The 12,997-nt window shown below is 43.5% G+C and carries 10 protein-coding genes and 1 CRISPR repeat array; of the genes, 7 read left to right on the forward strand and 3 right to left on the reverse strand.

Annotated elements, in window-relative coordinates; genetic code table 11:
• Positions 1–22: 22 nt before the first annotated feature.
• From EDC32_RS05435 to EDC32_RS05445, 3 genes are read left to right on the forward strand one after another with little or no spacing between them, the layout of a single operon-like run.
• Positions 23–2,119 (forward strand): BglG family transcription antiterminator, encoded by a 2,097-nt coding sequence (locus EDC32_RS05435; RefSeq protein WP_022739004.1) that lies wholly within the window; start codon positions 23–25, stop codon positions 2,117–2,119.
• Between the two features lie 5 nt (positions 2,120–2,124).
• A complete protein-coding gene (locus tag EDC32_RS05440) occupies positions 2,125–2,556 on the forward strand; it encodes a PTS mannitol transporter subunit IIA (protein WP_022739006.1) in 432 nt (143 codons plus the stop codon).
• A 1-nt stretch (position 2,557) separates the two neighbouring features.
• Complete coding sequence (locus EDC32_RS05445; protein WP_132220300.1) at positions 2,558–3,733, forward strand: mannitol-1-phosphate 5-dehydrogenase; 1,176 nt, start codon at positions 2,558–2,560, stop codon at positions 3,731–3,733.
• A gap of 72 nt (positions 3,734–3,805) precedes the next feature.
• Here EDC32_RS05445 and EDC32_RS05450 read toward each other — a convergent pair whose 3' ends face one another.
• Positions 3,806–5,143 carry an aminotransferase-like domain-containing protein gene (locus tag EDC32_RS05450; RefSeq protein ID WP_132220302.1) on the reverse strand — a complete coding sequence of 446 codons (1,338 nt, stop codon included), beginning with the start codon at positions 5,141–5,143 and terminating at the stop codon, positions 3,806–3,808.
• Positions 5,144–5,327: 184 nt separating this feature from the next.
• On the opposite strand from EDC32_RS05450, the gene EDC32_RS05455 reads away from it, so the two are divergent.
• On the forward strand, positions 5,328–6,245 hold the full coding sequence (locus tag EDC32_RS05455; protein ID WP_132220304.1) for a DMT family transporter: 918 nt from the start codon (positions 5,328–5,330) through the stop codon (positions 6,243–6,245).
• Positions 6,246–6,428: 183 nt separating this feature from the next.
• Here EDC32_RS05455 and htpG read toward each other — a convergent pair whose 3' ends face one another.
• Entirely contained in the window at positions 6,429–8,303 is a 1,875-nt protein-coding gene (gene htpG / locus EDC32_RS05460; RefSeq protein WP_132220306.1) for a molecular chaperone HtpG, read from the reverse strand.
• Positions 8,304–8,588: 285 nt separating this feature from the next.
• Between htpG and EDC32_RS05465 the strand changes: the two genes are divergently transcribed.
• From EDC32_RS05465 to EDC32_RS05475, 3 genes are all read left to right on the forward strand, one after another.
• Positions 8,589–9,113, forward strand: a complete 525-nt coding sequence (locus tag EDC32_RS05465) for an endonuclease domain-containing protein (RefSeq protein ID WP_211341887.1) — start codon at positions 8,589–8,591, stop codon at positions 9,111–9,113.
• A gap of 137 nt (positions 9,114–9,250) precedes the next feature.
• Entirely contained in the window at positions 9,251–9,763 is a 513-nt protein-coding gene (locus tag EDC32_RS05470) for a DUF6843 domain-containing protein (protein ID WP_132220308.1), read from the forward strand.
• 38 nt (positions 9,764–9,801) lie between these two features.
• Positions 9,802–10,455, forward strand: a complete 654-nt coding sequence (locus EDC32_RS05475) for a DUF4272 domain-containing protein (protein ID WP_158283244.1) — start codon at positions 9,802–9,804, stop codon at positions 10,453–10,455.
• Positions 10,456–10,851: 396 nt separating this feature from the next.
• Positions 10,852–11,260: a CRISPR direct-repeat array (repeat unit 38 nt; unit sequence CGTATCAATGAAATACATCTCAGTTAGAGAATTGAAAC).
• Between the two features lie 128 nt (positions 11,261–11,388).
• On the opposite strand, the gene EDC32_RS05480 is transcribed toward EDC32_RS05475, so the two are convergent.
• The gene (locus tag EDC32_RS05480; protein WP_132220312.1) at positions 11,389–12,867 is read right to left on the reverse strand and encodes a M1 family metallopeptidase; all 1,479 of its coding nucleotides are present in this window, start codon (positions 12,865–12,867) and stop codon (positions 11,389–11,391) included.
• Positions 12,868–12,997: the final 130 nt, after the last annotated feature.

Below are 12,997 nucleotides of genomic sequence, written 5' to 3' on the forward strand. Positions count from 1 at the left end.
GTGCAAATCGGGGTAAGGGATTATGAATATTTCCTCTAGACAGCGCCATATTCTTGAAATCTTGCTAAGAGAGCTTGATGGTGTGACGATCGGGAAAATCGCGGAAGAAGTGCAAGTCAGTTCCCGTACGGTTCACCGGGAACTGGATGAGCTGGACAAGCTGATAACAAGTCATGGATTAAAACTGAAGAAAAAGGCCGGAACAGGGCTGATCATTCAAGGGAATAAAGAGAAGTTGAATGAGCTGAAGCAAGCTTTGTCCGAGATTACTCCCATAGAATACACGCCGGCGGAAAGAAAAACCGTTATTTTATGCACCCTATTAGAAGCCAAAGAACCGGTGAAAATCATATCGCTGGCTTACGATTTAAAAGTGACGCCCGCCACAATTAGCCATGATCTCGATCATCTCAATGATTGGATTAAGCAGTTCAACCTTGAGTTGGTCAGAAGGCGGGGATATGGGATTGAAATCACTGGTGCTGAAGCATCAAAAAGAAAAGCGATCAGCGCGTTAATCTTTGAGAATCTAAACGAGTCGCAACTCATGGAGCTATTGAAAGAAAACATTCAAAATAAGCCCGTTTCAACAACGGATACCGCATCAGAAAGATTGCTCAACCTGATTCCCAAAGAAAAGCTGATCGCTATCGAAAACACATTGCGCAACATCAGCGAACTTCTTTCATATCCCTTGGCCGACAGCGCTTTTATTGGACTTGTCATCCATCTTTCTTTGGTGATTGAACGGATAACCAAAGGAGAGAAAATCAAAATCGACCCCGATTATTTGAAAGAACTTGAAGGCACACCTGAATATCAAGTTGCTAAACAGATTGTGGCGCAACTAGAATCTTCTTTTGGCCTTCCCATTCCTGTGGATGAAATCGGCTTTGTCACCATGCATTTAAGAGGGGCCAAATTAAGGCTTTCGCAAATTGGATCGCCGGAGGATGCCAACGCCGAATTAATTGCGATTGCCAAGAATCTCATTCATTTTTGTGAAGAAAAGGTGGGAGTAAATCTAAGTGAGGATCGTTCATTACTTCATGATCTTATCACCCACCTGGAACCGGCAATTCACAGAATGAAGAGAAATATGAAGATTCGTAATCCGATGCTCGATATCATCAAAAAGGATTACCCTGATTTATTCCAAATCGTTAAGCAAGCAGCGAAAGAAATTTTCCCTCGATTGCAGGTGCCAGATGAAGAAATCGGATATTTGGTTATGCATATCGGCTCCTCTTTGGAAAGAGCATCGCGGGCCAAAAAGCGTTTTCGTGTACTGATCGTATGTGCAAGTGGGATTGGTTCTTCGAAAATGTTGGCCAGCCGTCTGGCAAACTCCATTCCCGAGATTCAAGTGCGACGGAATGTATCGGTGTTTGAGCTGAACAACATCGATGAGAGTGAATACGACTTTATCGTATCCACGATTCCCATTCCATCCAAAAAACCTGAGGAATATATCAGAGTGAGCCCTATGCTGACAGATAAAGAGATTGAAAAGATCTATTCGTTTTTAAGGGAGTATGAGCCTGTCACGAGCGGGAAAATCCAGCAAACATCCCAGCGGCCAAACAGCTTGCACCAACTTGAATCATTACACTCTTTACTTGGCTATGCCATTGATTTGATGAAGAACTTTTGTTTATTACAAATAGAGAATCAAAGCCTGAGCAAAAGAGAAATTCTTTCTAAAGCATGTGAAAAACTGGTGAGCAAAGGTGTCATTATTCAAAGTGAACCAGTTGTTCACCAGCTGCTTGAAAGAGAGAAACAAGGGGGTCTTGGGGTCCCTGACGCCAAACTGGGGCTGTTTCACTGTCGAAGTGATCAGGTGACCCAACCCTCTTTTACCATGCATGTCCTGAGTGAGCCGATTCTAATCAAATCGATGGATGAAGGAACGATTGAGATCGATAAGATTCTTCTATTGTTGAGTCCGGTGTCGATCCCGAATGAGGTGATAGCCGTTTTAAGTGAAATCAGCGCATTGTTAATTGAAGCGGAAACCAACCGGGTTCTTGAATCCCATGATGAGTCTCAAATCAGGCAATATTTTGTGCAACACCTGTATCGATTTTGCTCAGAAAAAATGAACATCAAGGAGTGAGTTTAATGGGGATCTTATCTAAAGATAAAATCATTTTAAACCAAAAAGTGGAGACGAAACGAGAAGCGATTGAGTTAGCTGGAAAATTGTTGGTTAAAGAAAATCATGTTTCTGAAGAATATATCGGCAAAATGATTGAGCGGGAAGAAGATTTGACAACCTATATTGGAAATGGTGTAGCCATTCCTCATGGGACAAACGATGCCAAGCAATGGATTCGTTCCACTGGCATCTCGATTGTGCAAATTCCCGACGGAGTCGATTTCGGAAATGGCAATACAGCTTATCTGGTGATCGGCATCGCTGCGGTGGGTGATGAGCATCTGGAGATACTATCCAATCTCGCTATCATCTGCGCTGACGAAGAAAACGTGAAGAAATTAATTCAAGCCAAATCTGCCGAAGAATTGATTGCCCTTTTGGAAGGAGGAATGTAAGGTGAAGGCACTCCATTTCGGGGCAGGAAATATCGGCAGAGGATTTATCGGCGCCTTATTGAGCCGTTCAGGATATGAAGTTTGCTTTGTTGATGTGGTTTCGGAGTTGGTGGATGAAATCAACCGGAGACAAGAATATACGGTAGAAATTGCTGATGCCGGGAATAAACAAATCCATGTGAGCGGAGTTAGAGCCATCAACGGGCAAGATGTAAACGCCGTAGTAGCAGAAATGATGGACGCAAATCTGGTGACAACGGCGGTCGGTCCCAATGTGTTAAAATTAATTGCCCCAACCATCGCAAAAGGACTGGCTGAACGAGTCAATAAAAATGTACAACCGCTTAACATCATTGCTTGCGAAAATGCGATTGGCGGAAGTTCTATGCTAAAAGAATACGTCTATCAGCATTTAAGTGAAGCCGATCAAAGAAAAGTGGATGAACTCGTTGGTTTTCCGAATGCGGCGGTAGACCGAATCGTCCCCTTGCAAAAGCATGAAGACAAACTTCGTGTTGCCGTTGAGCCTTTCTATGAATGGGTGGTTGAACGGGCCAACATGGTAGGAGAAGTCCCCCAGATTGAGGGAGTCGACTATGTCCCGAACCTGGAGCCATATATCGAGCGCAAACTATACACAGTAAACACCGGTCACGCAACAGCTGCTTATCTTGGATATTATTTTGGATATAAGGCGATTGCTGCGGCCCTGCGAGATGAATTTATCCAAAACACAACCAAGCAAGCGCTTATGGAAACCAGCCGCTTGCTAACAACGAAATATCACTTTAGCTCAGAAGAACAAGAAAGATATATCGAGAAGATTATGAACCGCTTTTCTAATCCCTATCTTTCTGATGTAGTGACGAGAATTGGCCGGTCACCGATAAGAAAGCTGGGACCCAACGACCGTTTAGTCGGCCCTGCTGTTCAACTGTTAAAACTGGGTGTAACTCCTGAGCATTTGTGCATTGGCATTGCTGCGGCATTCCAGTTTAATTATGAATACGATGAGGAAGCTGTCCAAATTCAGAAAGACATCAAAGAAAAAGGGCTGGCTGAAACCATTCCTCTTTATACAGGGATTGGATCAGACTCTCCATTGTTTCCATTAATCATGGAAAAAGTAAAGATGTTAAATGCGTTAAGGGCAGATCGAAGTAAATACATGAAGTAAAAACCACAAGAGCAAGGGGCAATGACTCCTTGCTCTTTGATCTATTTAAGGGTCCTGACAGATGCATAGGCTTTACCAGTTTTCCCGCCTCACTTCCTCAATGATTGCTTTGACCCCTTCATCGATTTTCTCCGGTTGCACCCGAGAAATGCTGATCCGCAAAAACTTCTCTCGCTCCAAGTAATCCGACAAATAAAATTCTTTGCTGGATACCACTTTGATCTTCCGTGCAGCAAGCCGTTGTGTCAGACGTTCGAGATTGACCGTTTTTGGTAGTTTAAATTGTACATAGACCCCGTATCTGACATCCGACACTTCAATCAATCCCGCATCATTGTGCCGCCGCACCGCTTCATTCAGCAACTGAATTCGCGTCGCATATTGCTTGGAAATTTTGTGCTTATGTCGTTCGTACATGCCGCTTTTGATGTATACTTCTAGCGCTGCTTGGGATAAAAGCGAGGTATCGGTGTAGTTTTTGTAAGTGTAGAACATATCTAACAATTGCTTCGGAATCACAGCCGCTCCCAATCGTAAACCTGGGAAAATGATTTTTGAAAAGCTTTTCAAATAAACGACGCGCGATGTTTGGCTGTAAGCGTAGATTGGGTCGAAACTCCGTTCTTGGCCCAAGTCAGCCATGTAATCGTCCTCTACAACGAATACGTTGTATTTGTCGGCCAAACTGGCGATGGCTTTTCTTTCCTCCGTGCTATATGAGGTACCTAGTGGATTGTGAAATCTCGACATGGTGTAGAAAAATTTGATGTTGCCGCTTTTGAATTTCTCCTCTAATTCCCACAAATCTATCCCTGTCGCAGTGCGCCGTATTCCGCAAACGGGTATGCCCTCTGCCTCTAGGAAATGAAGATAAAGATTGTAACTTGGCTGTTCGACCAAGATGACCGAATTCCCGTTAGGAAACGGCATCTTCGCCAAAATTTCCAACGCCTGCTGGATGCCCGAAGTGATGGAGATATTTTCCGCTTTAGCGAACACTTGGCTGTCTGCCAAATGGGAGACAAGCGTATGGCGTAGCTTTTCCAGCCCTTTTGAATTGCCGTATGTAAACAGGTGGTATTTGTAAATGTCGATCGCTTTATTTAAGCAATGCTGGAAATCGAGATACGGAAACACAGTTAAATCAGGTGACGCCGAAGCGAAATCAATCAGGTCGCTCGCGGTGTCGCTTGAAACATCGGACTGTCCGACTACATAAAAACCGCTTTGCGCGATGGAATAAATCGCGTGCCGTTTTTCTAGTTCTTCGTATGCCCGGGTGATTGTACTGATGCTGCATCCGTATGACTTCGCCGCCTTGCGGACAGATGGTAGCTTTTGGCCCGGCCGGTATTCTCCTTCCATGATTTTTTGCTCTATATCGGAAAGAATAGATAAATATTTTTTCACAATGCTCCCTCCGGAGTTGGCAGATTTTGCTTTCCACTGATTATTATATCTTGACCGAATCAACTGTATCGATACAGTTTTGCCAAAATGACATTGTTCGGAATTGCTATTTGCCATACTTTTTATTTAACGGATGATCCATTTTCAAAATGATTCCGCCGACCTGTAGAAGGGAGAAGCAACGATGAAAAACGAAAGCGGATTGAAACTGGCTTATTTATGTGCCGTATTGAATGCGGTGATCATCGGTTTTTCGTTTTTGTTCACCAAAGTGGCGCTTGAACACGCCAACCCGGTTGACACGTTGACGCACCGGTTTGCTGTTTCGTTTGTGGTGATGTCAATCCCAGTTGCTTTTGGTTGGGTGAAATTTAAGTTCCGCGGTAAGCTTTTAAATTTGTTGTTGCTGGCGACCATGTACCCAGTTGGATTCTTCCTCTTTCAAGCGTTTGGATTACAACACGCTTCTTCAGCCGAAGGAGGCATCTTGTACGCCTTTACACCGATCGTAACCATGGTACTGGCCTCCGTGTTTTTGAAGGAAGTGACAACCCTCTTTCAGAAGGTGTCGATCTTCATGTCGGTATCTGGCGTTGTGTTGATCTTTGTAATGAAGGGAACAGACTTCGATTTCTCGAATTTCACCGGGATTTTCTTATTGGTCATGTCGAGCTTGGCTTTTGCCGGTTACAGCGTATTAGTCCGGTCGCTTTTGCGGGTTTACAGCCCGACGGAAATCAGTTATGTGATGCTGGGAATCGGATTCGTCTCTTTTTCGGCGGTTTCAATCACCACTCATGTGGCCGACGGCACGCTTGACCTCCTTTTAGCTCCGCTTACCAGTGGTTCCTTTGTTGTTTCCATTCTCTACTTGGGTGTATTGTCCTCACTTGTCACAGCGCTGACTGCAAACTACGCCTTGTCAAAAATAGAAGCTTCAAGAATGAGTGTTTTCGCCAATCTAGGGACCGTCGTCTCCATTATCGCTGGAGCCATATTTCTGGGAGAAGAAATCACGGTGCACCATCTCATCGGTTCGGCACTGATTATCGCCGGAGTGATCGGGGCGAATCGTTTGGGGAGAAAAAAGGTGACGGCGTGAATGCATTCCGGCTGACTGTTGGAAGAAAGACAGAACGGACTGGAAACCATGCGTGGAGGGTGGATGGCTTTACGGATGGAGATTTAAGCAATGCGGAAAGTAAGAATGGGCAGAAATCTGTGATAGCAAAATGAAGCTCCCCGTTATCAGATGGGGAGCTTTATGTGCTACGAAGTTAGTTTATTAAACCATGATTTTGCATATGTCGTTCGTAAATTGGACAGGGTCATCAATCGGCAACCCTTCGATTAGGAGCGCTTGATTGTAAAGCAGGTTTGTATACAGGTTTAGCTTATCCTTATCCTTTTCAAACGCATCCTTTAGCGTTTGGAAAACCTCGTGGTGGATGTTAATCTCCAGGACCTTATTTGCTTTTACATTCGGGTTGTTAGGCTGGGCGTTTAATATTTTCTCCATCTCGATGGTGACTTCGCCTTCCGAAGACAGACATACGGGGTGGTTTTTAAGTCGTTTGGAAGCTTTTACATTCGTCACTTTACCCGATAATTGGTTTTTCATGTATTCAAATAGCTCCTGGTTTTCCTGCTTTTCTTGATCGCTCTCTTGTTCTTCGGCTTCGATTCCCAGATCGCCACTTGATACATTCTTGAATGGCTTGTCCTTGTAACTCATCATCATTTTAATAGCAAACTCGTCGATATCATCGGTAAAGTATAGGATTTCATAGCCTTTGTCAGCGACGAGCTCAGTTTGCGGAAGCTTTTCAATTCGTTCGATGGATTCACCGGTGGCGTAATAAATGTATTTCTGATCTTCTGGCATTCTTGATACATATTCATCCAGCGTGACGAGTTTCTTTTCTTTGGAGGAGTAGAACAGCAACAAATCCTGCAGCGTTTCTTTGTTGGCGCCAAAATCGCTGTAAACGCCATATTTCAATTGTCTGCCAAAGGACTTATAAAACTGCTCATACTTTTCTCTTTCATCCTTTAGCATGCTTTGCAATTGACTCTTGATTTTACGCGCAATATTTTTGGCGATCAGCTTTAACTGCCGGTCATGCTGTAGTATCTCGCGAGAGATATTCAGCGATAAGCTGTCGGAATCGACCATCCCTTTGACAAAGCTGAAGTGGTCAGGAAGCAGGTCAGCACATTTATTCATGATTAATACACCGTTGGAATACAGTTCCAGTCCTTTTTCGTATTCCTTTGTATAATAGTTAAAGGGGATGGTTTCAGGGATAAACAGGATTGCCTGATATGTCACTGTACCCTCGACGTTGAGATGTACATACTTGATGGGTTTATCAAAACCGTAATGCTTCTCCTTATAAAACTGTTCATAATCCTCAGGAGTCAGTTCGTTTTTATTCTTACGCCAAATCGGTACCATACTGTTGATGGTCTGTTCTTCCTGAACATCTACTAATTCGTTTTCGCTGCCTTCCTTGAGCTTTTTGACAGTCACGTCCATTTTGATGGGGTAACGGATAAAATCCGAGTACTTTTTGATGATTTCTTGTAATCGGTACGTCTCTAAGAATGCATCATAGTTCTCTTCTTCGGTGTTTTCCTTTATCTTGAGAATAATATCCGTGCCGACCTCAGCTTTTTCACAGGGCGTAATTGTGTATCCATCTGTCCCCGTAGATTCCCACTTAAAGGCATGATCGCTGCCAAGAGCCCGGCTAATCACGGTCACCTTGTCTGCCACCATAAAAGCAGAATAAAATCCAACGCCAAACTGGCCGATTAATTCATGTCCATCTTGGGATGCGTATTCTTTCTTAAATGCCAAAGAACCGCTCTTCGCGATGACGCCAAGGTTATTCTCCAGTTCGTCCTCGGTCATGCCAATCCCAGTGTCGCGAATGGTCAGTGTACGGTTTTCTTTATCGGCAATCACTTTGATATAATAATCCTCTTTATTGAAGACCAACTTAGGGTCGGTTAACGCTTTGTAATAAATCTTATCGATGGCATCACTGGCATTGGAAATTAATTCCCTTAAGAAGATTTCTTTCTGCGAATAAATCGAACTGATCATCATTTCCAGCAGTCTTTTTGATTCAGCTTGAAACTGCTTCTTTTCCATGCCCATTCTCTCCTTTGAATCTAGAAAATTAGCAGGTGAGAAAGATTTGTTAGCACTTGAGGGTGACGAGTGCTAAGTATCTATTTTTATAACATTCAATTTTTTTGATGTCAATATTGCACAGAATGAGGCAACGACAAATGGCACAGGCTGTAAGTAACAGTTGGATATGCCTTTATATGGATGAATATGTTGAAGGGATGTTTAGCTAGCTGAATGTTTTTGTAATGAAATGTAATCCCTCCTTATTTTCATAGTATTATGAAAAGAGGAGGGGTTTTTATAATGTATAAACAGCTAAGTGTTTTTAATCGTGTAAACTCATGGTGGATGTCAGTTAAGAAAACTTATCGCAGAGTCAGACGGAAATACATTGTGACCAAACGATCAGCAAAACAAATGGTACGCTGGATACTTTCCCCGTTTCTGGCGATACAGTTTATCTTTGAGCAGATCGCGTGGGGGCATTTTCCGGTGCTGGATAAAAACATGTTCATGACGGATAGCATCTTGGAACGGTGGATGTATTATGACATCCGGTCAACCTACAAAGGACAGATTTTTTCGCAATATCCGATAGGTCCCTACTGGGCAGATTTTGCCTTGCCGAAATATAAATTGGTGATCGAATTAGATGGGAGAAAGTATCATAAGGGACGAGAAGATCATGACCGTCGACGTGATGCTTTTATGCGAAAAAAAGGGTGGAAGGTTATGCGGTTTACTTATCATGATGTAAAGAAGCGTAGAGCCAAATCAGTTGATAAGATTTTGAACTATACGCGGAAACTTGATAATAAAACCAAATAGCGCTCTGAAACTGTGCCTTAAATAACGATAATGCAACGAATAATCATATAGTACCCCGGAGCTTTTTTGGCCAACTACATAGAAGTGGTTGGCTTTTTTTAATCCATGGTGCAAGTCTGTCACAGGAGTGAATCAACATGAAATATGTATTTGTATTCATCATGAGCTCGATCCTAACTATTTTGTCTGTAGGGTGTACAAAAGAAGATCATTTTGATCTTGTGTTTCTCATTCCTAAAGGCTTTACAGGATGGGTTTATGCTGTCGGGGATATTCCAGGAAAAAAAGCGCTTGTTAAAGAGGATGGAAAGTGGTTGGTACCGATTTCCCATGATGGTCAATTGCGGACGTGTACATCTTTGGATGGGGAAGGAGGGGTTGAATTTTACTTTGTAGACGAAAAAGGAAAACGGACAAAGGCACATATGGAATATGAAACCATTGATTGGGTTCCGAAAAAAGGTGTGATCTATGTACAAGGGTTTCATTCTGTCGGACGTGAGGATGAAAAAGGAGAATATCCGACTATGCAACAGTTCTTTGTTGGCACGGCTCAACAGTACGAAGAATCCTTGTATAGGAATCAGCATGAACAGTATCCTGATGATATTCCTCCGCTCAATTCATCGAAACAAAATGCTTGTAAGTAGATTTGATAAAATCCAAATAGAAAGGAAAGTGTATGTACATGACTCATTCCGAGACAAGTAAACAAATCTCATTGGATTCGGATACCGGACGTGTTCTTATGGTGTATAACTTCCCAGTGTACCCCGAAACAAATGAAGTCCGTTTACGTTCAGCAGAAGATATAGCGAAGCGTGCTTTGGCTCTTCATTTACTATTAGGGGTAATATTTTATCATGAGCCGGAGAAAGTGGTAGAGTGGGCAAGGGAAGAAGGATTATGGGATTCGCTGAGCCCGCAAGAGCAAAATGTCTTTTCTGTACCGATCTCTGATCTCAGCCCGGCAGAGAAAAGTTGGAATCAGCGAGCGATGCAATCGAACCTACTTACTTGGCGAATTGAAGGCTTGCTTGCATTATTATGGAGCTTGAATTTAGTTGAAGAGCTTGATTTACCAATTGAACGGTGCGATGGCGGTTTCATTCGTGAGGTGTTGCCAGGGCTGGGTGAGCCACTTGAACCATTTATCGCTAAAGCGGAATGCCGTCCGATTGAAGAGATCGTACATATGCTTGACAAGCATTTTGAAATTTATAATCAACAGGTGGAAGCTTTCAATCACGATGAAACGCTTGAGTATGATATGCTGATTACGTATGAACGCATTCATGCATTAAACTGGGTATGTGGTTTGATAAGTAAATGGGATGACTGAGATAGAAACATTGTACCCAGAAAATGAAAAGGACACCTCAAAATTATAGAGGTGTCCTTAGGAGAAAATTCAATTCAAAGCATCCCCAACGTGAAATATCTGACCTTAACCTTTGGGCATGCGTCATAGTGTGATGGGTTTGATGGTTTTATTTTCTGAATCATTTAGATATAATGAGTAGAGGGTGTAGGTTGTTGGCTTAATAATGCGAACACCCATTGCTTCGGAAAAAAGCCAGGGGGTCGTCGGAAATGCCCAATCCCTTATGAATCAAGGGGTTTGCCATTTGATGCATGTATGATAAAACGGTTTTCTGGTGATAAAAACTTAATTTTTGGAGGAGTGTTCGGAAAAGGGACAGCTAGACATTGATTTTTTACAGGTTTTCGCGAACGCCGTATCAATGAAATACATCTCAGTTAGAGAATTGAAACTGAGAGTATCCTAGATGACGAAACAGCTACTTTTGCGTATCAATGAAATACATCTCAGTTAGAGAATTGAAACAACCTTGGCATATTCTTTTGATATTTTCCGCTTCGCCGTATCAATGAAATACATCTCAGTTAGAGAATTGAAACCGTCCCTAATTCCCTCAACTCTTGGAACAAGGACAAGTATCAATGAAATACATCTCAGTTAGAGAATTGAAACTCGCCTTCGTTCATCACAGCCCGCTTCACGTATTCGCGTATCAATGAAATACATCTCAGTTAGAGAATTGAAACTAGCCAGACGCTGTTGATACGGATTCCCAGTTTTTAAGAAGTATCAATAAAATACATCTCAGTTAGAGAATTGAAACGGGGTTCCATACCAGTTGCCATTTTTCATGATTTTGAACTATATCAATAAAACACAGAATGCAAACCGCCAGGGAATCTATAAACAAAAACCGGCCGGAGAAGTCTTTCTCCAGCCGGTTTTATTTTTTTATTCCTGATCAGATACAAACACATAATGCTCTGCAAAGAACTTGTCCAAATCTCGCCCGCTGGTTTGTTCCATGATGCGGATGAAGTCTTTGGTGGTGGTGATGTCGAATTTCTTTTGTTTGTAGTAGGCTTGCATCGAGGCATAAAATTGCTTGTCTCCCAACAGCTTGCGCAAGTCGTTCAAGGTGCGGGCGCCGTAATCGTAGACCGTGTCGTAGTAGGCGTTGATGCCTTCTTGGCCGTAGGCGGTGAAATAGGAGATCGGATGGGAGAGATGGAATCCGGGAATCGGTTCGGCGGTGAGTTGGTCGAGTTCGTTGTCATATAGAGCGGCGGCGAAAGTGGCGAAGGATTCATCTAACCAAGCCTCGTCATATTCGTTGTTGCCAATGATGCCGTAGAACCATTGGTGTCCGATTTCGTGGGCATTGACGCTACGTACCCAGGCCGGGGTGGCGTTGTCACGGAGGGAGATCATGACCAGCTGCGGATATTCCATGCCACCAAACCAGCCTTTCATGCTGACTACATCCAGTTCTGGCCAAGGATAAGCGCCGAATTTTTCACTGAAGAGCTTAATGCTGTCCACGCCGCTTTGCAGGAGGTCTTGGGTGAACTTGGCGTGCTCTTCCGCGTAGTAGACATTCACTTTCACTTTGTTGACGGTGGTGGAGATGATTTTGTAGTTGGGGTTCATCTCCATGGCGAAGTCACGCACCTGTTTGGCGATATAACGATGGGTGGCGAGGTTTCCTTTGAGCTTGGGCTTCCCGATTTCGGTTCCGGTTGCGGCGATGACTTGCTTTTTGTCGGTGGTGACGGTGACGTCGAAGTTGCCGGTCAGGGAGTAAAAGCTTTCACCGTATGGAAAATAAGGGTCGACGTTCCAGCCTTCATCATCATAGACGGCCAAAATGGGGAACCAATTGCCCAAGGAAACGGTGTCACCATCCCAACCGAACCGGTCCTGCCCCTTTGGCACATGGACGGTGAAGTCCATGGAAACAGTGGACTTGCGGTTTTTGGGCAAGGTGGCGTCAATGTGCAAGGCGGTTTCTTGAAGGTGATGGTTGGCTGTTTTCCCATTCACTTTCACGTTTTTTACATCCATGCCACCCCCGTTTGTACGGAAATTGGCGGCGTTGCCCCAGAGGTTGAAGTATACCTCGTTCAAGCGAACCCCGGTGTTGTTGGTGAAGGTGACAGATAGTTTTCCGTTAATGATATGGTTTTGGCTATCATAGGTGACATGTATTTTATAATCAGGATGAATTGGGCCGCGTGTGACATGCTGGTTTCTCGTTTGTTTGTTGAATGGATCAGGCACTTTTCCAGCTGTGATTGCATACTTGGGTTGCGGAGGAAGATAGGCTCCAGCGGGTGCGTCGACAGGCGATTGTGCGAAGCTGACACCCGGTGCGAGCATGGTTCCCAATGCGAGAGTGCTGGCGAAGATGCTTTTCCAAGTGGTCCACATGATGCTTTCCTCCTTGTAAATTGAAATAATCAAATATTTCTACATTTATAAATAAAATCCTTTATTATTGAATTGCTTAGCATGACAACACCGTTTCTCGAGTCCATACACAAGGCTAGCCAGCGCTTGC

Origin of the sequence: Laceyella sacchari (assembly GCF_004343255.1) — a bacterium.
GTDB lineage: Bacteria > Bacillota > Bacilli > Thermoactinomycetales > Thermoactinomycetaceae > Laceyella > Laceyella sacchari.

Coding starts and splice junctions, on each gene's coding strand:
- EDC32_RS05435 (WP_022739004.1), top strand. CDS start 23: ATGAATATTTCCTCTAGACAGCGCCATATTCTTGAAATCTTGCTAAGA.
- EDC32_RS05440 (WP_022739006.1), top strand. CDS start 2,125: ATGGGGATCTTATCTAAAGATAAAATCATTTTAAACCAAAAAGTGGAG.
- EDC32_RS05455 (WP_132220304.1), top strand. CDS start 5,328: ATGAAAAACGAAAGCGGATTGAAACTGGCTTATTTATGTGCCGTATTG.
- htpG (WP_132220306.1), bottom strand. CDS start 8,303: ATGGAAAAGAAGCAGTTTCAAGCTGAATCAAAAAGACTGCTGGAAATG.
- EDC32_RS05465 (WP_211341887.1), top strand. CDS start 8,589: ATGTATAAACAGCTAAGTGTTTTTAATCGTGTAAACTCATGGTGGATG.
- EDC32_RS05470 (WP_132220308.1), top strand. CDS start 9,251: ATGAAATATGTATTTGTATTCATCATGAGCTCGATCCTAACTATTTTG.
- EDC32_RS05475 (WP_158283244.1), top strand. CDS start 9,802: ATGACTCATTCCGAGACAAGTAAACAAATCTCATTGGATTCGGATACC.
- EDC32_RS05480 (WP_132220312.1), bottom strand. CDS start 12,867: ATGTGGACCACTTGGAAAAGCATCTTCGCCAGCACTCTCGCATTGGGA.